Below are 21,483 nucleotides of genomic sequence, written 5' to 3'. Positions count from 1 at the left end.
CGGTGCACCGGGACCCCACAAGATCGCGAGCGGAGGGGCCGGCGAGTGGCGGGCGGCGGGGCGGCTACCAGCGGCCGAGACGGGTGGAGAGCACGGCGAGGGCGGCGACGCCGGCGGTCGAGGTGCGCAGAACGGCCTCACCGAGCCGGACGGCGACGGCTCCGGCCTCCTGGAAGGCGGTCAGCTCCGCGTCGCTGATCCCACCCTCCGGGCCGACCACCAGCACGATCTCCCCCGAGTCGGGCAGCGGCACCGCGGTCAGCCGGTCGGCCGCCTCCTCGTGCAGCACGTAGGCGGCCGCGGCGCCGGCGATCCGCGCGGTCACCTGTTTCGTCGAGCAGTCCGGGTCGCCGGCGACCTGCGGCAGCCAGGAGCGCCGGGCCTGTTTCGCCGCCTCCCGCGCGGTCGCCGCCCACTTGTCGCGCGCCTTGACACCGCGGTCGCCCCGCCACTGCGCCACCGAACGGGACGCCGCCCACGGCAGGATCTCGTCCACACCGGTCTCGGTCATCGCCTGCACGGCCAGCTCGCCCCGGTCGCCCTTGGCGATGCCCTGGACCACCACCAGCCGCGGATCGGCGGCCGGCTCCTCGGCCCAGCTGAGCATCATCAGTTCCACGCTGCCCCGGCCCACCGAGGTCACCTCGCCCCGGGCGGTGCCGCCCCGCCCGTCGGCGAGGATCAGCGCCTCACCCACGCGGAGCCGCTGCACGGTGGCGGCATGGTGGCCTTCCGGCCCGTCGAGCGTGAACGACGAGCCGGCGGGCAGATTCTCGACCAGGAACAGCGGTGCGGACACACCCGCACGGTACCGGGCGGGCCGCCCACCTGCTCAAGCCCGGCGGCCGCGCTGGAGGCCGGGACCACCGGCCTGCCTCGCGCGGACTCCCGGTGACGGTCAGGATTCGGCGGAGCGGCCCGTCACCGTACGATCAATGGCCGTTGAAAGCGTCTCGCATGCGGCTGAAGAAGCCGCCCTGCTTGCTCAGCTCCGCCACGTCCTCGCCGCGGGTCTTGGCGAACTCGCGCAGCATGCGCTCCTGGTCGGCGGTGAGCTTGGTCGGCGTCTTGACGTCGAGGTGCACGTAGAGCTCGCCGCGGCCCTGGCCGCGCAGGTGCGGCACGCCCTTGCCGCGGATGCGCAGCGTGCTGGCCGGTTGCGTGCCCGGCTTGACCTCGATGTTCTCCTCGCCGTCGAGGGTCTTGATGGTCATCCGGGTGCCGAGCGCGGCGGCGGTCATCGGAAGGGTGACCCGGCAGTGCAGGTCGTCGCCCTTGCGCGAGTAGACGTCGTGCGGCCGCTCGTGGATCTCCACGTAGAGGTCGCCTGCGGTGCCGCCGCCGGGACCGACCTCGCCCTGCTGGGCCAGGCGGATGCGCATGCCGTCCTCGACGCCCGCCGGGATCTTCACGGTGAGTGAGCGGCGGGTGCGGATGCGGCCGTCGCCGGCGCAGGTCGGGCAGGGGCTCGGGATGACCGTGCCGTGGCCCTGGCAGTTGGCGCAGGGACGCGACGAGACGACCTGGCCGAGGAAGGTGCGCTGCACCGACTGGACCTCGCCGCGGCCGGCGCAGACCTCGCAGGTGGCCAGGTGGGTGCCGGGCGCGGTGCCGGCGCCGGAGCACTGGGTGCAGAGGACCGCGGTGTCGACGGTGATCGGGGCCTCGACCCCGAACGCGGTCTCCACCAGGTCGAGTTCGAGGCGCAGGATCGCGTCGGCGCCGGGCCGGGTGCGTGGTCGCGGGCCCCGCGAGCCGCCGCCGGCCGCGGTGCCGAAGAACGCGTCCATGATGTCCTGGAAGCCGACGAACGGGCCGGCGCCACCGGGACCGCCGCCGGGGCCACCGCCGCCGGGCGCGAGCGGGTCACCGCCGAGGTCGACGATCTGCCGCTTCTGGTCGTCGGACAGCACCTCGTACGCCGCGTTGATCTCTTTGAACTTCTCGTGCGCCTCGGGATCCGGGTTGATGTCCGGGTGATACTGCCGAGCCAGTTTGCGGTAGGCGCGCTTGATCTCGTCGTCGGTGGCTTCCCGGTTCACACCGAGAATTCCGTAGTAGTCCTTGGCCACGGGGTTTGGAGTCCTCAATCGTCTGCGCGAATCCGTCAATTCTGTGCCAACAGGTCGCCAACGTAGCGTGCCACTGCACGAACAGTAGCGATGGTGCCCGGGTAATCCATGCGGGTCGGGCCCAGCACACCGAGCCCACCAACGATCGTCGCACCCGGTCCGTAACCGCTGCTCACCACGGACGCGGACCGCAGGTTGTCGATCTCGTTCTCGTCGCCGATCCGGACCCGGGTGGTGCTGGGCTCGAGGTCGCCGATGAGCTTGAGCAGGATGACCTCCTCCTCGAGGGCTTCGAGGACGGGGCGCAGCGTGCCCTGGAAGTCCAGCACACCGCCGCGTGTCAAGTTGGCAGTACCCGCCAGCGCGAGGCGCTCCTCACTGCGCTCGACGAGGGTCTCCAGCAGCACCGAGGCGAGACAGGCCATGTCGCCGCGGCGCTCGGGCGCGCACTCGTCGACCAGGTTCTGCACCAGAGGCGGCGCGTCGGCGAGTCGCTGACCAGCAAGTTTCTCGTTGACCCGGCGCCGCAGCTCCCAGACGTCCTCGGGCGGGAGCGGGCCGGGCATCTCCACCAGGCGCTGCTCGACCCGGCCGGTGTCGGTGATCATCACGAACATCAGCCGGGTGGTGGAAATCGGGACAAGTTCCAGATGGCGCACAGCGGAGCGGGACAGGCTCGGATACTGCACCACGGCGACCTGCCGGGTGAGCTGAGCCAGCAACCGGACAGTGCGGTGCACCACGTCGTCGAGGTCGACCGCGCCCACCATGAAACGCTCGATCGCACGGCGCTCGGCCGGGCTGAGCGGCTTGATCCGGGTCAACCGGTCGACGAAGAGCCGGTAACCGGCGTCGGTGGGCACCCGGCCGGCACTGGTGTGCGGCTGCCGGATGTAGCCCTCCTCCTCCAGCACGGCCATGTCGTTGCGGACCGTGGCCGGCGAGACGCCGAGCTGGTGGCGCTCCACGAGAGCCTTGCTGCCGACCGGCTCCCGGGTCTCGACGTAGTCCTCGACGATCGCCCGGAGCACCTCGAGCTTGCGGTCATCCAGACTCATATGACCCCTCCCCCTGACTGGCACTCCCGCGGATAGAGTGCCAGTCTACGTCGCGCCGGGCAGCTACGCGATGATCGAAAGTAGGACCGGGTGCAGACGTGCCGGGGAGGGCGGGCTCAGCCGGAGTGAGCAGCGGATCTAGCGTGTCACCATGATCGAACCGCCTCGTCCCTCCGGTGACGGCAATCCCGGGGACTTCCCACCTCCGCCGTACATCCCGCCGACCTCCGGCGCCGGCGGCTATCCGCCCCCGCCACCACCGCCGCCGGGCTACCAGCAGCCGGGTTACGGGTACGGATACCCGCCACCCCCGGCGGCCGACGACCGCAGCTGGATCCAGCTGACCCACTTCATCAGCGCACTCCTGGCGTTCCTGACCGGCAGCACGCTCGGCTGGGTGATGCCGCTCATCGCGTTCCTGTCGCGGGGCAGCCAGTCGCCGGCGGTCCGCGCCGAGGCGGCGCAGGCCCTGAACTTCCAGATCCTCTGGTCGATCATCACCGTGCTCGGCTACTTCCTGATGTGCGTCCTCGTCGGTTTCGTCATCGTCCCCGTGGCCTGGCTGATCGCCTGGATCGTGCCCCTGATCGCCGGGTTCAAGGCGACCGGCAACCAGCCGTTCCGCTACCCCTTGAACATCTCGATCATCAAGTGACCCCGGACGCGCCGGGCACGGTCCGGCGCGCCTCACAACACGTCGCGGATCACTGCGTCGGCCAGCAGCCGTCCGCGCAGGGTCAGCACCAGCCGCCCGGCCCGGTAAGCCTCCGGGTCCAGCAGACCGTCCTCCAGAGCCTGTGCGGCGCCCGCCCGGTCCACCCGGTCGAGCGGGATGCCCTCGCGCAGCCGCACCCGGAGCATCACGTCCTCCATGTGCCGGTCCTCGTCGGTCAGCAGCTCCCGCCCATGGCCCGGTGACTCGCCGGCGGCCAGGCGTTTCGCGTACGCCGCCGGATGCTTGACGTTCCACCAGCGCACCCCGCCGACGTGGCTGTGCGCGCCCGGTCCCAGCCCCCACCAGTCGGCGCCGGTCCAGTACAGCTCGTTGTGCCGGCAGTTTCCGCCGTTCTTCGCCCAGTTGGACACTTCGTACCAGTCGAAGCCGGCCCCGGTCAGGGCCGCCTCGGCGGCGAGGTACCGGTCGGCGGCGACGTCGTCCTCGGGGTAGGGCAGCTCACCCCGGCGCATCCGGGCCGCCATCCTCGTGCCGTCCTCGACGATCAGGGCGTACGCGCTGACGTGGTCCACCCCCGCGCCGATCACGGTGTCGAGTGATCTGGCGAAGTCCTCCGCGGTCTCCCCCGGCGTCCCGTAGATCAGGTCGAGGTTGACGTGCTCGAACCCGGCCTCGCGCGCTTCCGTCGCGGCCTGGGGCGCCCGGCCGGCGGTGTGCTTGCGGTCCAGGACGCGGAGGACGTTCTCGGCGGCCGACTGCATGCCGAGCGAGATCCGGTTGAAGCCATTTCGTCGCAATCTGGACAAATAGTTTTCGTCTACAGATTCTGGATTGGCTTCCGTGGTCACCTCGGCGTTCGGGGACAGACCCCAGGTGCGGTCGATGCCGTCCAGGATCCGGGCCAGGTCGTCCGCCGCCAGCAGGGTCGGCGTGCCACCGCCCACGAACACGGTGTCCACCGCAGCCGGCTCGATGACCCGCGCGGCCAGGGCCAGCTCGCTGAGGACCGTGTCCGCGTACTCCTCCCGGCTCGCGCCGCCGCCCAGCTCACCCGGCGTGTAGGTGTTGAAGTCGCAGTAGCCGCAGCGGCTGGCGCAGAACGGCACATGCACGTAGACGGCGAAGCCGTTCTTGCCCACCTGCCTGGTGGCTTCGTCGGGGAGCGACCCGTCGGAGGGTACGGGTTCACCATCGGGGAGTGCGCCGGCCATCCGTCCAGCGTAGTTAAGGTTCCGGACATGGATCCGGTCCGCACCCTGACTCTGGACAACCCGGCCAGCCGCAACGCGCTCTCCACCGCGGTGCTGCGCGGCCTGCTCGACGACCTGGCCGCGGCCGCCGCCGATCCGGCGTGCCGAGTGGTCGTTCTCACCCACACCGGCCCGGTGTTCTGCTCCGGCGTCGATCTGAAGGAGACCGCTGCCGCCCGTCCCGGCGACAAGCTGCCCGCCGAGATGCTCGCCGACGTTCTCGCCGCGCTCTGGGAGTTCCCCAAGCCGGTGGTCGCGCGGATCGGCGGGGCGGCCCGGGCCGGCGGTCTCGGCCTGATCGGCGCCGCCGACATCGCGGTCTGCACGACGGACGCGACGTTCGCGTTCACCGAGGTCCGGCTGGGCGTGATCCCGGCGGTGATCAGCTCGACGGTCCTGCCGCGGCTGTCACCACGGGCCGCGGCCGAGCTCTACCTGACCGGCGACGTCTTCGACGGCCCGCGGGCCGCGGAGATCGGTCTGGTCACGGCCGCGGTCGCGGCCGAGGATCTGGACGGCACGGTGAGCAGGTACTGCGCATCCCTCATCCGCGGCGGGCCGCTCGCGCTGGCCGGGACCAAACAACTGCTGCGGCGTACGCGTAAGGAGCCGATCCGAGCCGAATTGGTGGATCTCGCCGAGCGCTCCGCCGGATACTTCAAATCGGCCGAAGGTCGCGAGGGCGTGGCCGCCGTCCGGGAGAAGCGGGACCCGTCCTGGCTGACCTGACCTCCCGACCTTTTGATCGACTCCGTTGGGTGGCCCGGTGGCAGTCACGCCGGGCCTTGAGCGCTCGTTGTCTAGGCTTGGCGTCCGGCGACAGAGGAGGTGCGGGTGCGAGCGAAGCCACTGGTGGGTGTCGTCACCCTGCTTGCCCTCGTCGGAGTGCTCGGCGTGGTCGTGGTGGTGAACACTCTGGCCGGCAACCTGCAGCTGCCACGGCTCGGTCCCGCGTGCACGGTCAAAGCCGACGGTGAGGTGACCCTCGACACGGTCCAGATGGCCAACGCGGCGACGATCGCCGCGGTCGGCGTGCGCCGCGGGATGCCCGAGCAGGCCGTGGTGATCGCGCTTGCGACCGCCTTCCAGGAGTCCAAGCTGGAGAATCTGGACGACGGCGACCGCGACTCGGTCGGGCTGTTCCAGCAGCGGCCCAGCCAGGGCTGGGGCACGGTCGAGCAGATCAAGGACCCTCGGTACGCGGCGGGCAAGTTCTACTCCGGGCTCAAGAAGGTCAAGGGCTGGCAGGAGATGCGAGTCACCGACGCCGCGCAGAAGGTGCAGCGGTCGGCGTACCCGGAGGCGTACGAGAAGTGGGCCGACGAGTCCCGGGTGCTCGCCGCCGCGCTGACCGGCCGGGCCACCGGCGCGGTGGAGTGCACGGTCAGCGGCACCCCGGCGGTGCGCGGCGCCGAGGCGGCCACCACGCTGCTGGCCAGCCTCAAGCTGGACTGGGGCAAGAAGCTGCCGAGCACGGCGCCGGCCGCCCGGGCAGCCGGCCTCACGGTCGAGGTGGCGAACGCCAACATCGGCTGGCGGTACGCGCACTGGCTGGTCTCGCACGCCTCCGCCACCGGCCTCGAACGGGTACGTTTCGGCGACCTGGAATGGCACGCGCCGGAGGGAAAGTGGCAGCCGGTCACCGACGGCAGCGGCAGTGTGACGAGCCAGGTGGTGGCGGAGGTCTTCAGTTAGACCCGTCCGCAACTATCGGTGACTAACCGTAATTTTTCGGAGACGGAAACACGGGTTGCGCTGTGTATATATCGACATGGACACTGCGCTACCGCGCTGGTACTAAGTAGAGCGTGTTGATGGCGGCCGAATGGATCCTGCTGGGTGCGGGGAGTGTCGCCGCGATCCTGACCGGGATCTACCGGTATCGCCCGGCCCGAAAAGCGCCGTGGTTCCTGCTCGCCGGCGCCGTCGCCGCGCTGGCCGCCGGCGACGTCTGCTACGAGCACCGGCGGATGGATCTCGCCGACGCCTGCTACCTCCTGATGTTCGGCCTGGTCGTGCTGAGCCTGCTGCAGTTCACCCGCGGCGGTGCGCTGCTCGTCGACCGGGCCCGGCTCATCGACCTGCTCGCGGTCACCTGCTCCAGCCTGCTGGTGATCTGGGTCTTCGTAATCGGCTCGGGCGGTCAGCTCGGCGCGGTCAACGCCGCCGACGTCATCGGCGGCCTGCTACTTCTCGGCGTCGCGATCCGGCTGGTCGTGGCCGATCGCCGCAATATGGCGGCGCTGCTGCTGCTCGCCGGCGCCGTCGGTCTGCTGGCCGGCGACATCGCGTTCCCGCTCACCCGCACTCTCGCCGCCGAGTCGGCGTACGTGGTGCTGTATCTGGCCTGGGGCCTGTCCGCCCTGCACCCGTCGATGGCGCGTCTCACCGAACCACGCGCGCCGCAGCCGGAGCCGGGCCGGTTCCGCTGGAGTGTGCTGCTGGCCGCCTCCGCCGCGACACCGCCGGTCGTGCTGCTGATCGAGGCGCTCTCCGGGACGATCCGCGACGGATTGGTGATCGCCGTCACCACCGCGGTCACCATGGCGCTCACCATCACCCGGCTGGCCGACGTGATCCACCAGCACAGTCAGGCGCTGACCCGCGAGCACGGATTGCGTACGGCCAACACCGCCCTGGTCGCCGCGGCCGACGCGCCCGCCGTCGAGACCGCGGTCCGCGCCGCGGTCGACCGGCTCCTTCCTTCCCACGCGGTCCGCCGGGTGATGCTCGCCACCGACGACGGCCGGCTCGCCTCCCTCGGGCTGCCGCCCGCCCCGCCCGGCTCGGAGTCGCGCAGCTGGTGGGCGCAGGCCGACGAGCCGGAGGAACGCACCCTGATCTGCCCGCTGCGGCTGGAACCGCTGGCGGTGGCCCGCCCCAGCGGCGGCGCGCTGATCCTGACCGGGCGCAAAGATGCCCTGGTCGCCGGCCGCGACGCCCTGGAGGTGCTGGCCGGGGAGGCCGCCCTCGCCCTGGACCGGATCACCCTGGTCGAGGCGATCGGCCGCCGGGACAGCGACATCTACCTGCGCACGGTGATCCCGAACACTGCGGAGATCATGGCGGTGATCGACTCCGACCAGCGGGTCCGCTACGCGAGCCCGGCCCTGCGGCGCCTGCTCGACGCCGACGAGCTGCCGCCGCTCACCGCCTTGGACGACCTGGTCCATCCGGACGACCGCGCCCGGGTCCGGCGCGCCCTGACCGCCGAGGGCGACGGAACGGTGTTCTGCGCGCTGCGGCGGCCGGATCACACGCAGGTGCTGGTCGAGATGACGTACCGCGACCTGCGCGAAGACCGCCTGGTCCAGGGCCTGGTGGTGACGATGCTCGACATCACCGACCGCCACGACCCCTTCGAGCGACGCCCGCTGGCCGACCAGGCAAGCGACCAGCCGGCCCAGGTCAACCGCCGCAGCGCCCAGCACAAGTTCCGCTACTGACCCCCGGCCCTTCTCCGCCCGGCCCTTTCTCCGCCCGGCCCCTTCTCCGCCCGGCCCCTTCTCCGCCCGGCCCCTTCTCCGCCCGGCCGCGTCCCGCATGGTCGGCCTCTCCAACTTCCGATTCGGCCCCATTCCGGCTGGGTTGTCGCCTGCTGCCCGGACCGATCCCGCCTCACCGCCGCGGGCCTTCGCCGGCCCGGCCGGACTTTCGGCCGGGCCCGCTGTTCCGGTAGCCGCATTCCCGGCTCTGAGCGGCCTTTCCTTACGACCGCATTCTGGCCGGGCCCGGATACGCCGAAACGCCGGCCCGCGGGGGCGGGGCCGGCGTTTCTGACGATGCGATCCGAATTACCGGGTGAGGCGACGGCGACCGCCGACGCCGGCGACCAGGGCCACACCGATCGCGGCCAGGACCACCTGGAAGAAGAACTCGATCCAGTCGAAACCGGCGGTGTCAGCGACACCGGCCGCCCGGGCGATCACGGTGCCCAGCAGGGCGGCGACCACACCGACGACCATGGTCAGCCAGATCGGGATGTTCTGCCGGCCCGGTACCACGAGCCGGCCGAGCGCGCCGATGACGAGGCCGACGATGAGAGCGACGATGATTCCGGTGAGCGTCAGTTCCATGAGGTTCCTCCTCGGGGGTGGAGCAATGGGTTGCGTCCGTCGAGCCCCTGAGTTCCCGACCTCTCAAAAACTCAAACCGCCCTATTTTCTTTTTGGAACCGCTCCCACCCCTGGAGCGCGCTCAAGCGCCTACTTCGCGCCCGGCCCCTCGGTGTCTACTTCTTGCCCGCCCCCTTGGCGTCGCCCGCTTCAGACGTGGACAGCGCGGCGATGAAGGCCTCCTGGGGCACCTCCACCCGGCCGACCATCTTCATCCGCTTCTTGCCTTCCTTCTGCTTCTCCAGCAGCTTCCGCTTCCGGCTGATGTCACCGCCGTAGCACTTCGCCAGCACATCCTTACGGATCGCGCGGATCGTCTCGCGGGCGATGATCCGGCTGCCGATGGCCGCCTGGATGGGCACCTCGAACTGCTGGCGCGGAATGAGTTTCTGCAGCTTGGCGGCGATCGTCGTGCCGTACGAGTACGCCTTGTCCTTGTGCACGATGGCACTGAACGCGTCCACCGGCTCACCGTGCAGCAGGATGTCCACCTTCACCAGGTCGGCGACCTGCTCACCGGAGGGCTCGTAGTCCAGCGACGCGTACCCCTTGGTCTTGCTCTTCAACTGGTCGAAGAAGTCGAAAATGATCTCCGCGAGCGGGAGCGTGTAGCGCAGTTCCACCCGTTCGGAGGACAGGTACTCCATGCCGAGCAGGCTGCCCCGGCGGCTCTGGCACAGCTCCATGACGGCGCCCACGTACTCGTTGGGCACCAGGACGGTGGCCCGGACCACCGGCTCGTGGATCTCCGCGATCTTCCCGTTGGGGAACTCGCTCGGGTTGGTGACCACCGTCTCGTTCGCGTCCTCGGTGATCACCTGGTAGACCACGTTCGGCGCGGTCGAGATCAGGTCGAGGCCGAACTCGCGCTCCAGCCGCTCGCCGATGATCTCCAGGTGCAGCAGGCCGAGGTAGCCGACCCGGAACCCGAAGCCGAGCGCCGCCGACGTCTCCGGCTCGTAGGTGAGGGCCGCGTCGTTGAGCTTCAGCTTGTCGAGGGCGTCCCGCAGGGCCGGGTAGTCCGAGCCGTCGATCGGATACAGACCCGAGTAGACCATCGGCTTCGGGTCCTTGTAGCCGCCGAGAGCTTCCTTCGCCGGCCGGTTGTTGCCGGTGACGGTGTCACCCACCTTGGACTGCCGGACGTCCTTCACCCCGGTGATCAGGTAGCCGACCTCGCCGACGCCGAGCGCTCCGGCCTTCTCCATCTCCGGCGAGACGACACCGATCTCGAGCAGCTCGTGCACCGCGCCGGTGGACATCATCTTGATCCGGTCGCGAGCCTCGATCCGCCCGTCGATCACCCGGACGTAGGTGACGACACCGCGATACACGTCGTACACCGAGTCGAAGATCATCGCGCGGGCCGGGGCGGCGGCGTCACCCTCCGGCGGCTGGAACTGCCGGACGATCTCGTCGAGCAGGTGGTCCACGCCGACACCGGTCTTGCCGGAGACCCGCAGGACGTCGCTCGGCTCGACGCCGATCAGCTTGGCGAGCTCCTCCGCGTACTTCTCGGGCTGCGCGGCCGGCAGGTCGATCTTGTTGAGCACCGGGATGATGTGCAGGTCGTTCTCCATCGCCAGGTACAGGTTGGCGAGGGTCTGCGCCTCGATCCCCTGTGCGGCGTCGACCAGCAGGATCGCGCCCTCACAGGCGGCCAGGCTGCGGGAGACCTCATACGTGAAGTCGACGTGCCCCGGCGTGTCGATCATGTTGAGCACGGCGGTCTCGCCGGTCTGGTCGCCCTCGCGAACCGTCCAGGGCATGCGCACGGCCTGCGACTTGATGGTGATGCCGCGCTCGCGTTCGATGTCCATCCGGTCGAGGTACTGCGCGCGCATCTGGCGCGGGTCGACCACCCCGGTGATCTGCAGCATCCGGTCGGCCAGCGTCGACTTGCCGTGGTCGATGTGAGCGATGATGCAGAAGTTGCGGATGCGGCTCGGATCAGTCGATCCGATCACGTTCACGCCGGGGTCGAGCGGTCCAGGCACGGTCTTCCGTTCTTCTCGGGCTGATCTTCGCGGGTCGGTCATCTTGCAGCCGGCCTTGGTGGCCTTGCGGCCCGGCCATCGCCATGCGGGCATGCACCGACCCAGCAGGCCGGCTTCCACCGAGCCCTCGCAGGCCGGCTTCCACCAAGCCCTCGCAGGCCGGCTTCCACCAAGCCCTCGCAGGCCGGCTTCCACCAAGCCCTCGCAGGCCGGCTTCCACCAAGCCCTCGCAGGCCGGCTTCCACCCGGCCCGGGTGGGGCCGGCGACCACCGGCGGCCAAGCCGGCGCCTCCTATCGTCCCACGCCCGCGCGGGACGGTCCGATCACACCCGTTCCAGCGGCCCGTGCGGGCTCGGCGGCAGCTCGACCGTGACCGGATCACCGGGACGAACCGGCCCGCCCCGCAGCACAACGGCCATCACGCCCGCCTTGCGCACAAGGTTGCCGTCCTGGTCACGACCGACCACCTCCTTCAACAGCCCGGACCGGTACCCGTTGATCTGCACACACGGATTACGCAGCCCGGCCACCACGATCGCCGGCCTCGGATCCCCACCAGCGGCATCCCGCTCGACAGCCGCCCGCACCGCCTCCGCGGCCCGCGCCGTCTCGTCATCCAGAGTCGCCGCCCGCGCCGCCGCAAGAACCGCAGCAACGGGATGCCCCAGGACACCGGCATCCAGCTCCGCCCCGCCTGCGCCACCATCTGCCACCCCGCGACCGCCACCATCTGCCACGCCGCGACCGCCACCATCCGCCACGCCGCGACCGCCGGCGTCTACCGGGGCGCGAACGCCCGCGCTCGCGCCCGGCGCGTCTGGCTCGCCGAAGCGCAGGATCGTGCCGCGCGGCAGCCCCAGCAGGTCGATTCCGCTGGTGGTGACGTTCTCCCCGAGCCCGCCCGGAGGGACCTCGTAGCCCTTGCCGGCCACCTCCTCGAACAACTCCGCGTGGATCAAGTGCACCTGCCGCAGGTTCGGCTGGGTGGGATCCGCCGCCACCCGTCCACGGTGCCGGACCAGCACGCCCGCATGGGTGTCGCCCTCCACGCCGATGCCCGCGACCAGGACGATCTCCTCCCGGTTCGGCTTGGTGAACGAGTAGCCGCCGTTACGGCTGACCGCGGTGACCGTCCCCGAAACACTCATGCGGCCGAGTCTGCGCGACCTCCACCACCGCCATCGACGCCGTTTCTCGCGATCCGGTCAGTCCGGTGGCTCCAGGAAGAGGGCGGCCAGCCGCGGCAACCGGCGGTGCATCTCCTCCTCGTTGTCGAAGTCCCAGAGGTCAGCGGCCTCGGGCCGGGTGCGTGGCCGGTCAGGCACGGGTGGCAGCGGCTCACCGGTCGCCTTCTCGTAGGCCCGGTCGGCGATGGTCAGCACCTCCTCGGCCTCGAAGACCGCGCCGGTATCGGCGGCCGCCCGCACCGCGGGCATCTCGGCGAGCACATCGGGCGAGCGCACCGCCCCGGCGACCGCGGCCCGCCCGTGCGCGACCAGCCAGCCGCGGAAACTGTCGAAGCCCTCCTCGGAGCAGCCCCCGTTGATCAGGTAGGCCGCGGCCCACAGATCCTCCGTGCCGGACGCGGCGAGCACCTTGTCGAGGTGCCGGCCCCAGGCGACGATCTCCTCCGGATCGCGCGAGGCCAGGTCGGCCACGGCCCGCTCAGCCACCTCGGCGGGCGAGGCAGGCCGGTCCACGGTCGCGCGGTCGATGACCGCCCAGAAATCGTCGGTTCTCATGGCTGCGATCCTCCCAGTGGGCGTTGTTGCGATCCTCCCAGTGGGGTACGACAATTCCGCCGGCGACAGGATGGGGACATGCGGCCGATCTCGTTGCCCGACGTACCGTACGACGCGACCGCCGTACGCCCCGGTTGGTCTGATCTTCCGAAACGTGTGCGCCGTGCGATCGAAGCCCAGCTCGGCGCGCCTGTCACCGCCGCGCGCAGCGCAGGCGGCGGCTTCACCCGCGCCTTCGCCGCGGTGCTCACCACCGCGGCCGGCACCAGCGCGTTCGTCAAGGCGGCGCCGTTGCGGGAGCCGATTTCCGATTGGTACGCGCGAGAGCACGCCATCACCTCAGCGCTCCCCGACGGGGTCAACGCCGCCCGGCCCAGCTGGACGCTCGTCGAGGCCGGATGGTTCATCCTGTGCCTGGAGACGATCGACGGCCGCATCCCGGCACTGCCCTGGACCCCGGAGGACCTGGACGCCGCGCTCTCCGCCTGGTCGGAGGCCTCCTGGGCGCTGGCCGAGCCCACGCCCGAACTGCTCGCCGTCGGGCTGCCCGCCCTGCCGGACATCCTGCGCGCCGAGATGTCCTGGTGGTCGCTGATCGAGGCGGGCCGGGAGCCGATGCCGGTGACCGCGTACGGCACCGTCGCTCCGGACCGGCTGGCCGAGCTCGCCGACCTGGAACGCCGTCTGCCGCCGAAAGCCGGTGGTTCGGGGATGTGCCACGGCGACCTGCGGGTCGACAACGTGCTCATCGACGGGACCGGCAAGGCCTGGCTGTGCGACTGGACCTGGCCCTGCCTCGGCGCCCCCTGGTACGACACGGTGACCCTGTTGATCAGCGCGTACGCCAGTGGACTGGACGTCGACGCCCACCTCCGCAGATGGCATCCGCCAGAGGACGGGGTGGACGGCGCGCTGGCGGCGCTCGCCGGGTACTGGCTGGTGCGCGCGTCGGACGGGCCGAGCAGTGCGTCACCGCACAGCCGGCAGCACCAGAGGTTCAGCGGTGAACAGGCCCTGGCCTGGCTCGCCGAACGCCGAGCCTGGAACCGGTGAGCCGGCCGGCCGCCGGAGCCGTTTTGGCGGCTCGTAGGGGTGCTGGTAGTCTGGCTCATCGCGTGTGGTGACACGTTTCTGTCGGCTGCACCGGCTCCCAGCCGGGACAGGCGACCGTCGCGACCACCGCTTGAGACCATTTCCGAACCTAGTCAGGACAAGGCTGTCGCGTGGCGAACATCAAGTCCCAGATCAAGCGCAACCGGCAGAACGAGAAGGCCCGTCTGCGCAACAAGTCGGTCAAGTCGTCGCTGAAGACCGTGATTCGCAAGCTTCACGAGGCGAGCGACGCCGGCAACACCGAGACGGCCACCGCGCTGCTGCGTGACGCTTCGCGTCAGCTGGACAAGGCTGTCAGCAAGGGCGTCATCCACAAGAACCAGGCGGCCAACCGCAAGTCGGCCATCGCCAAGAAGATCGCCTCGCTGTCTGCCTGATCCGTTCGCTACGGATCGGGTCACGGCCGCATGGACGCGGCCGCTGACAACGTTCGCCTCAGCCGGCGGACAAAGGCTTTTGTGAAATCGGGCACCGCAGGACCTTCGGGTCTGTGGCGGTGCCCGTTTCCGTGGACGGCTGCTGAAGGCCGCCTAATCAGCGCAGGTGTCCCGCGCCCTCGCAAGGCCTGTGTCCAATGCCCGGCCGAGGGCCGAGGGCTGAGAGCCGAGGGCTGAGAGCCAAGTGGCCCGCGACACCTCACCGACGCCGGCGACAGGCCCGCAATCATCCCGGCCCCGAGACCGGCGACAGGCGATGCCTGGGGAACATGCCGGCCCGCCGCTGAAAGCCGACGGCGAGTATGGAAAACCGTCGTTCGCCGGCGAACTACTCGTAGCGGCGGACAGCCGACTGGCGGGCTATCTGCTGGCGCACATCCAGTTGCTCGGCCCAGGCTCGCCGGACCGGCACACCACCCGGGACATTCCGGGCCGCCGGATTGTCAGCACCGTCACTCTGACCGTGGACAGACCCAGACCGCGCATAACCAGACACCGGCATCGCACCGGACCGATCAGGCCCCGCGCCGCCGCCCGGCCCGTTCACCGCACCCGGGTGCTCCGGAGCGCCGGCCGCCGGGTCCGCCGACCGGAATCCGGCATTCGCATATCCAGTACTGCGCCAGTCGATCGGTGCGCTCACCCCGTACCGATTCGGATCTTCTGATGCCTGCCCAGCCGCACCCGGCTCGTTGTGGAATGACCGGGAGGCCGCGGCGGAATGCCCGCCCGCAACGCCGGACCCGTAAACACTCGGCCCGGCAGCGGGCATCGTCGCAGGCCGCAGCACCGAAGCCCGCGCCGCGGCCGGCTTGACCGCCGCCTGCGACTGGACGAACGTGCCGGCGACCAGGTCGTTGAACTTGACCATCAGCGCCACTGCCACCGGCAAAACGACGACGCCCCACCAGCTGACCAGCTCGGCCAGGGCCAGAAGGATCCCGAGGACCACCGCGCCCTCGAGGAAGACGAAGCAGAGCAGGCCGCTGGGCGCGAGGTGCCGCAGCCGCAACATCCGGGCGTAGAGGGGCTGCGGAGCTGACTCAGCGCGGCGCGACCGAACCGTACGCGTCAACGGGCACCGCCGTCCCGCCGGGCCGCCGCCACCGCGAAGACCGCCTGCTCCAGCGCATATCCCCGGTCCTCGGCGCCGCCCTTGACGGCCGCGTTGCAGTCAGCCGCGGCCCGCATCGCGTCGATCAGGCCCTCCGGCGTCCAGCCGCGGCTGCGCTCCTGGGCCCGCTGGATCTTCCAAGCCGGCATGCCGAGGGTGCTCGCGAGCTGGTAGGGATTGCCGCGTCCGGCCGAGGCGACCCGCGCCACGGTACGCACGCCGTCGGCAATAGCGTCCGCGATGGGCACCGGGTCGACGCCCACGTGCAACGCCCAGCGCAGCGCCTCCAGCGCCCCGGGCAGGTCGCCGACGATCGCCGCGTCGGCCACCGTGAAGCCGCTGACCTCGGCCCGCCCCTTGTAGTAGCGGGCCACGACCGCCTCGTTGATCTTGCCGTCGGTGTCGGCGAGCAGCTGCGAACAGGCCGCGGCGATCTCGCGCAGGTCGTTGCCGACCGCGGCCAGGAGCGCGGACGCGGCGGCCTCGTCGCACCGGGCGCCGTTGCGGCGGAACTCGTCGCGCACGAAGGCGACCCGCTCACGATCATTCTTGAGCTTCATGGCCGGAACGACGGTGGCCCCGGCCGCACGCAGACCGTCGGCGAACGCCTTGCCCTTGGCTCCACCGAGGTGCGTGACGATCAGGGTGACCTCGGGGTCGGGATTCTTCGCATAGGCCAGCAGCGCCGCGATGAGGTCCTTGCGCGCGTCCTGACCGCTTCGGATCACCAGCACCCGCTGGCCGCCGAAGAGCGACGGGCTCAGCATCTCGGCCACCTCGCCGGCCGAGAGCGCCCCCGCCTCATACTCCCGGACGTCGGCGCCGGGGTCGGCCGCCCGGGCAGCTTCGACGGCCGCGGCGACGGCGCGGGCGGCGAGCAGCTCCTCATCGCCTTGAACGAGCAGCAAGGAGGCGGGTGGCACGGAGTTCACGGGCAATATCGTCGCACGGTGCACCGACAAGTCCGCGCGGCTCACTCCTTCGCGCATGGATGCCGATCACCGAATGCGAAACCCGACATATCTCCAGCCGCGGAGGCGACCTCGGCCGTAGAGTCGTTTGCTCAGGCCCGACGCCGACCGAACCCCACTACCTCATCGCCGCTCCGCGATGAGAAGAGTCGCGCCAATTGTCCGATTCGCTACGCCCCTCACTCGGGCGTGTCGGGCCCTACTTCGGCGGCGGATCGCCGCGAGCGGCAACCGCCAGACCCTCCCCCGCGATCACGGCAGCCACGTCACCCGACTCATCGGTACGCAGGATCCGCGCCCCGCCCCGAGCCAACCTGCCCAGCACCGCCGGGTTCGGATGCCCGTAGTCGTTGTCCAGGCCCACCGACACGAGGGCGACCGCCGGGTCCACCGCGTCGAGCATGTCGGGCGCCTGCAACGCGCTGCCGTGGTGCGCCACCTTCAACACGTCCGCCCGCAGCCCGTCGACGCCCAGATTGCGGACCAGATCGTCCTGCTCCTCGGTCTCCGCGTCACCCGGTAACAGGACGCTCCGGCCACTGATCGTCGCCCGCAGGATCAGCGAGTTGTTGTTCGGGTCGGAGTTGGTGCCCCGCATCGGCTCGATCGGGCCGAGCACCTCCACCCGCAATCCACCCACCTCGTACGCCCATCCCGGCCCCACCGCCCGCAACGGAATCCCGGCCCGGGCCGCCGCCCGTTCCACATCCGCCCGGCCACCCGCCGGTTCCGGCCAGTCGGGCCCGATCACCGCGGCCACCTGCCGCCCCCTGAACACACCGGTGACCCCGCCGATGTGGTCGGCGTGGAAGTGGCTGACCGCGAGCAACACCACCTGGCGGATGTCGAGGCGCCGCAGGCACTGGTCGACCGCGTTCGGTTCCGGCCCGGCGTCGACGACCACCGCCCGGCCCGCTCCGGCAGGCAGCACGACGGCGTCACCCTGACCGACCGCGCAGGCGATCACCAGCCAGCCCGGCGGCGGCCACCCGGACGCGAGGATCCGCACGGGGAGCGCTCCGAGCATCGCGCCCAGCGCGACGATGGTTGCCAATCGGCGTACGAGTACGCGTCGCGCCGCCACCAGAAACGCCACGGTGAGCGCCGCCAGCAGCAACCCGCCGACCGCCCCGCCAGGCCAGGGCACCGCGCCGGCCGGCACGCGTGCTCCGGTGTGCGCGACGAGAACCAGCCATTCGGTCGGCCAGTGACCGAGCCACGCCAGGAACCCGGCACCGGCCGGCCACACCGGTGAAACCACCGCCGCTCCAACACCGAGGAGCGTGGCCGGGGCGATCGCCGGAACCGCGACCAGGTTGGCGGGCACCGAGACGAGGCTGATCGTCCCGGACAGCGCGGCGACCACCGGGCCACAGGCCACCTGGGCCGCGGCCGGCACCGCCAGCGCCTCGGCGACACCGGGCGGACAACCTCGCCGCCGCAGCCCGTCCCGCCAGGCCGGTGCGAGCAGCAACAGCCCGGACGTCGCCAGCACCGACAGAGCGAAGCCGGGATCGGCGGCGAGTTCCGGGTCCGCGACGATCAGTACGGCAGCGCCCGCGGCCAGCGCCGGAACAGCCGCCCGAGGCCGGTCGGTAGCGAGTCCCAGCAGCCCGATGGCGCCCATCGCGGCGGCCCGCACCACGCTCGGCGACGGCCGGGCCAGGATGACGAAACCGGCCAGCGCGACGGCGCACACGCAGGCGGCGAGCACCGGTCCGGCCCGGACTCGGCGCACCACGAAGAGCACGACACCGACCACGATCGCCACATTTGTACCGCTTACCGCCGTTAAATGCGTCATCCCGGTGGTGCGGAAGTCCTCCTCCAGCGCCGGGTCCAGCCGGCTGGTGTCACCGACCACGAGCCCGGGCAGGAGACCACCGGACTCGTCCGGCAACGGTTCGCACGCTATCTGCAGGCCGTCGCGCAGCACCCCGGCGGCCCGCTGTGCCCACGACGATCGCCCAATCAGGACCGGCGGCTTCCGCGCCGAGATCACCGCCGCCCGCAGATCACCGGGTCGCGGCGGCGAGAGACGGCCGGTGGTGGTCACCCGCTGGCCCGGCAGCAGCCCGCGCCAGCCCGGGTCCGAGCCGAGCACCAGCGCCCGGGCCGACAGCCGCACCGGCGGCTGGTCTTCAGCCCGCACGGTACGCAACTCGACGGCGACCAGATAAGTGGGCGGCCCGGCCGAGCGGGGCAACAGCCGCGGATCGTCCCGGACGATCACCTCGACGTCGACCGGCTCACCGGCCTGCACGAGCGAGACCAGCGCATCAGCCTCCCGAACCGACACCCGGGCCGCGGTGGCGATGGCCCCGCAGCCGGCACCGAGCGCGACCGCGATCCCGATCCACCGCACCGCCGCCGAGCGAAGCCAACCCGGGACCCGCCCGCTGCCGCGCCGCGCACGTCCGGTAGCCGGCCGCAAGGAGGCCCGGCGAAGTCGAGGTAGCAGGAGCGCGACGGCGATGGCCAGGGCGATGCCGCCGAGCATGATGCCGACGCCGGCGGAGAGGTGCAGTGCGGCCAGGGCGGAGAGCCAGGCTCCAACGGTGAAGCCGGCCAACCGCAGGTCCGGCACGCGACGGTCGGCGCGGCCGGCAGGGCCGGCCCGGTCGAGCCCGCCGGGGCGGTCGGGGCGCTCGGGGCGCTTCTGATCGGATCGGCTCATCAGACCGTGACCAGGTCTTTGAGCTGCTCATACCGGGCGTCGCCGATGCCGTCGACCTTGCGGAGATCGGCCACCGCGCGGAAGCCGCCCTGGGCGTCCCGGGCATCCAGGATCCGCTGGGCCAGCACCGGTCCCACGCCGGGCAGGGAATCGAGGTCGGAGAGGGTGGCCATGTTCAGGTTGATCAGGCCGCCGGGTGCCCCGGGCGCGGCGCCGGGCACGCCCGCCCCGGGAACGGCGGCGCCTGGTGCGGCCGATACGCCCACCATGATGAGCTCGCCGTCGGTCACCCGGCGGGCAAGGTTCAGCATCGCCACGTCGACGCCGGGTTCGGCGCCGCCGGCCGCGGTCAGCGCGTCGGCGACCCGTGCGCCGGCCGGGAGGCGGACCAGGCCGGGCTTGCGGACCTTCCCGCCTACGGCGACCACCACCTCTCCCGCTCCCGGTCCCGCGGGCGGTCCCGCAGAGGCGCTCATGGTCGTCTCGAAGGCGGGGGCGACCTGATCCACCCGCGGCCGCGACCGCCAAGCCAGGAACGCCGCGATGAGAACCACGGCCACGGCAACCGCCGCCAAGGCGCGGACACCGGGCCGCCCAGGGTCGAAGGCATGCAGCCAGGCTCGCTTCCCCTCGCCACCGAATGCCCCGCCACCCAGCTCGGGAGAGGCGCCCCGCAGGGAACCCGGCTCGGGGGCGGGAGCGGGAGAGGACTCAGGCAGAAGGCCCGGCTCAGGAAAGGGACCGGGCGAGATGTCCGGCTCAGAAGACGGGCCGCTCAACACGCCCGGCTGAAAAGAGGGCCCAGCATCGGGAGGGCCGCTCAGCACACCCGGCCCCGGCAGGAGGCCGGCGTCAGGAGCAGGACCGCTCAGCACGCCCGGCTCAGGAGACGGGACGCGCAGAACAGCGGGCTGGGCGCCGGAAAGGCCGCGCGGCGCAGGTGGATCCCACGGGTAGGACGGTGTGGCGGCGCGGCCCGGCGAGGGATCAGAGGGCGGCGCCGAACCCGGACCGGGCCAGAAGTCGGCGAAGCCGGGACGGTTCGGGTCGGCCGCGGAGGGAACCGATGAGGAAGCGGAGACGCCGCCGCGCGCGGTACCCACGCCACCGGCGGGCGGCCTCCCGAAAGGGTGATCCGGTTCCTCCTCCGCGGACCAGCCGGGGATGATGTCCGCCCAGTCGAGGGGTCCGTCGTCCGCCGCGGGCCCGGCCGGTGGGAGCACCGCCCGCAGCCGCGCTTCGACGATGTCACCGCTATCCTTCGCCTCTCGCACACTCCAGAAAGTAGGAACTCTGCCGCCTCGCCGCCGGGACCCCTGTGGACAGCGCGGCATTGTGGACGACCATCACGATCTTTCGTTTCTGTGCTAAGGACTGTGCCTGTGACTACGACCGATGCCGTCGCCGCGGCCGTTCACCGGCTGCGGGCGGCAGGCTGCGTGTTCGCCGAGGAAGAGGCGGAGGTGCTGCGCGAGGCATCCGGCCACGACGACGCCGCGCTGGCCGCTCTGGTCGAGCGCCGGGCCGCGGGCGAGCCCCTCGAACAGGTCGTCGGCTATGCCGATTTCTGCGGCGTCCGGGTCCGGCTCCGCCCCGGCGTCTTCGTCCCCCGGGTCCGCAGCGAGCTACTGGTCCAACTGGCCGTCGAAGCCGGCCGAGGCACAGAGAATAAGGCCCGCCGAGGCACGGAGGAAGAGGCCAGCCGAGGCACGGAGCAAGCAGAGGAAGAGGAAGTAGTCGTGGATCTCTGCTGTGGCTCCGGCGCCCTGGGGCTGGCCGTCCGGCACCGCAGGCCCGGCATCACCCTGCACGCCGCCGATCTGGACCCCGTAGCCGTAGCCTGCGCCCGCGAGAACCTCGGCAGCAACGTCCATCAGGGCGACCTCTTCACCGCCCTCCCCGCCGACCTGCGCGGCCGGATAGATGTGCTCCTCGCCAACGTCCCCTACGTCGCGACCAGCCACATCCCTTTCCTCCCGGCCGAGGCCCGCGACCACGAACCCCGCATCGCCCTGGACGGCGGCGACGACGGCCTGGCCGTCTTCCGCTCGGTCGCGGCCGAAGCCCGAAGCTGGTTGACCCCGCACGGCACTCTGATCTCGGAGATCACCGAAGCGCAGACCGGAACGGCCATCGAGATCGCCCTTGAGAACGGATTGACGGCCACCGTCGCCACCGACGATGATCTCGACGCCCGTGCGATCATCGCCCGCCCGGACCGGCGGCGATAGGGACGGCGAGGCAGGAGAGGACAGGCGTC

The 21,483-nt window shown here is 71.3% G+C and carries 19 protein-coding genes; 7 read left to right on the top strand and 12 right to left on the bottom strand.

Features of this window, described 5'->3' with window-relative positions; all coding sequences use genetic code 11:
* Positions 1-64 precede the first annotated feature (64 nt).
* The 3 genes from OHA21_RS46270 to hrcA form a co-directional block, all read right to left on the bottom strand.
* Positions 65-799 (bottom strand): 16S rRNA (uracil(1498)-N(3))-methyltransferase, encoded by a 735-nt coding sequence (locus OHA21_RS46270; protein WP_328466446.1) that lies wholly within the window; start codon positions 797-799, stop codon positions 65-67.
* Positions 800-932: 133 nt separating this feature from the next.
* Positions 933-2,072, bottom strand: coding sequence for a molecular chaperone DnaJ (dnaJ, locus tag OHA21_RS46265; RefSeq protein WP_328466444.1), 1,140 nt, complete (start codon positions 2,070-2,072; stop codon positions 933-935).
* Positions 2,073-2,107: 35 nt separating this feature from the next.
* Positions 2,108-3,130, bottom strand: a complete 1,023-nt coding sequence (gene hrcA, locus OHA21_RS46260; RefSeq protein ID WP_328466442.1) for a heat-inducible transcriptional repressor HrcA — start codon at positions 3,128-3,130, stop codon at positions 2,108-2,110.
* Between the two features lie 151 nt (positions 3,131-3,281).
* Here hrcA and OHA21_RS46255 point away from each other — a divergent pair, with 151 nt between their 5' ends.
* Complete coding sequence (locus OHA21_RS46255; protein WP_328466439.1) at positions 3,282-3,785, top strand: DUF4870 domain-containing protein; 504 nt, start codon at positions 3,282-3,284, stop codon at positions 3,783-3,785.
* A gap of 32 nt (positions 3,786-3,817) precedes the next feature.
* Here the strand turns inward: OHA21_RS46255 and hemW are convergent, their stop codons facing one another.
* Positions 3,818-5,017 carry a radical SAM family heme chaperone HemW gene (gene hemW, locus OHA21_RS46250; RefSeq protein WP_328466437.1) on the bottom strand — a complete coding sequence of 400 codons (1,200 nt, stop codon included), beginning with the start codon at positions 5,015-5,017 and terminating at the stop codon, positions 3,818-3,820.
* A gap of 27 nt (positions 5,018-5,044) precedes the next feature.
* On the opposite strand from hemW, the gene OHA21_RS46245 reads away from it, so the two are divergent.
* From OHA21_RS46245 to OHA21_RS46235, 3 genes are all read left to right on the top strand, one after another.
* On the top strand, positions 5,045-5,785 hold the full coding sequence (locus OHA21_RS46245) for an enoyl-CoA hydratase-related protein (RefSeq protein WP_328466435.1): 741 nt from the start codon (positions 5,045-5,047) through the stop codon (positions 5,783-5,785).
* A 99-nt stretch (positions 5,786-5,884) separates the two neighbouring features.
* Positions 5,885-6,751 (top strand): hypothetical protein, encoded by an 867-nt coding sequence (locus OHA21_RS46240; RefSeq protein ID WP_328466433.1) that lies wholly within the window; start codon positions 5,885-5,887, stop codon positions 6,749-6,751.
* Between the two features lie 119 nt (positions 6,752-6,870).
* Positions 6,871-8,502 (top strand): PAS domain-containing protein, encoded by a 1,632-nt coding sequence (locus OHA21_RS46235; RefSeq protein ID WP_328466431.1) that lies wholly within the window; start codon positions 6,871-6,873, stop codon positions 8,500-8,502.
* A 348-nt stretch (positions 8,503-8,850) separates the two neighbouring features.
* Here the strand turns inward: OHA21_RS46235 and OHA21_RS46230 are convergent, their stop codons facing one another.
* The 4 genes from OHA21_RS46230 to OHA21_RS46215 form a co-directional block, all read right to left on the bottom strand.
* Positions 8,851-9,132: a GlsB/YeaQ/YmgE family stress response membrane protein gene (locus OHA21_RS46230; protein WP_328466429.1), complete on the bottom strand. Its 282-nt coding sequence runs from the start codon at positions 9,130-9,132 to the stop codon at positions 8,851-8,853.
* 155 nt (positions 9,133-9,287) lie between these two features.
* Entirely contained in the window at positions 9,288-11,168 is a 1,881-nt protein-coding gene (lepA, locus tag OHA21_RS46225; protein ID WP_328466427.1) for a translation elongation factor 4, read from the bottom strand.
* Positions 11,169-11,492: 324 nt separating this feature from the next.
* Positions 11,493-12,317, bottom strand: coding sequence for an MOSC domain-containing protein (locus tag OHA21_RS46220; protein ID WP_328466425.1), 825 nt, complete (start codon positions 12,315-12,317; stop codon positions 11,493-11,495).
* A gap of 57 nt (positions 12,318-12,374) precedes the next feature.
* Positions 12,375-12,911 (bottom strand): DUF4240 domain-containing protein, encoded by a 537-nt coding sequence (locus OHA21_RS46215; RefSeq protein ID WP_328466423.1) that lies wholly within the window; start codon positions 12,909-12,911, stop codon positions 12,375-12,377.
* 78 nt (positions 12,912-12,989) lie between these two features.
* Here OHA21_RS46215 and OHA21_RS46210 point away from each other — a divergent pair, with 78 nt between their 5' ends.
* Together OHA21_RS46210 and rpsT are read left to right on the top strand one after the other, a co-directional pair.
* On the top strand, positions 12,990-13,964 hold the full coding sequence (locus tag OHA21_RS46210) for a phosphotransferase family protein (protein ID WP_328466421.1): 975 nt from the start codon (positions 12,990-12,992) through the stop codon (positions 13,962-13,964).
* A gap of 170 nt (positions 13,965-14,134) precedes the next feature.
* The gene (gene rpsT / locus OHA21_RS46205) at positions 14,135-14,401 is read left to right on the top strand and encodes a 30S ribosomal protein S20 (protein WP_196420515.1); all 267 of its coding nucleotides are present in this window, start codon (positions 14,135-14,137) and stop codon (positions 14,399-14,401) included.
* 388 nt (positions 14,402-14,789) lie between these two features.
* Here the strand turns inward: rpsT and OHA21_RS46200 are convergent, their stop codons facing one another.
* The 4 genes from OHA21_RS46200 to OHA21_RS46185 form a co-directional block, all read right to left on the bottom strand.
* Complete coding sequence (locus OHA21_RS46200) at positions 14,790-15,536, bottom strand: hypothetical protein (protein WP_328466414.1); 747 nt, start codon at positions 15,534-15,536, stop codon at positions 14,790-14,792.
* The gene (gene holA, locus OHA21_RS46195) at positions 15,533-16,507 is read right to left on the bottom strand and encodes a DNA polymerase III subunit delta (protein ID WP_328466412.1); all 975 of its coding nucleotides are present in this window, start codon (positions 16,505-16,507) and stop codon (positions 15,533-15,535) included. Before holA ends, OHA21_RS46200 begins: the two co-directional genes overlap by 4 nt.
* Positions 16,508-16,745: 238 nt before the next feature.
* On the bottom strand, positions 16,746-19,223 hold the full coding sequence (locus OHA21_RS46190; RefSeq protein ID WP_328466410.1) for a ComEC/Rec2 family competence protein: 2,478 nt from the start codon (positions 19,221-19,223) through the stop codon (positions 16,746-16,748).
* Positions 19,223-19,975, bottom strand: a complete 753-nt coding sequence (locus OHA21_RS46185) for a helix-hairpin-helix domain-containing protein (protein WP_442875211.1) — start codon at positions 19,973-19,975, stop codon at positions 19,223-19,225. The genes OHA21_RS46190 and OHA21_RS46185 overlap by 1 nt, the downstream gene beginning before the upstream one ends.
* A 630-nt stretch (positions 19,976-20,605) precedes the next feature.
* On the opposite strand from OHA21_RS46185, the gene OHA21_RS46180 reads away from it, so the two are divergent.
* Positions 20,606-21,454 carry a putative protein N(5)-glutamine methyltransferase gene (locus tag OHA21_RS46180; protein WP_328466408.1) on the top strand — a complete coding sequence of 283 codons (849 nt, stop codon included), beginning with the start codon at positions 20,606-20,608 and terminating at the stop codon, positions 21,452-21,454.
* The last annotated feature ends 29 nt before the right edge of the window (positions 21,455-21,483 follow it).

The organism is Actinoplanes sp. NBC_00393, from assembly GCF_036053395.1.
GTDB lineage: Bacteria > Actinomycetota > Actinomycetes > Mycobacteriales > Micromonosporaceae > Actinoplanes.
Note: the sequence above shows the minus strand (reverse complement) of the source record. Positions and strands in the feature narration are given on the sequence as shown.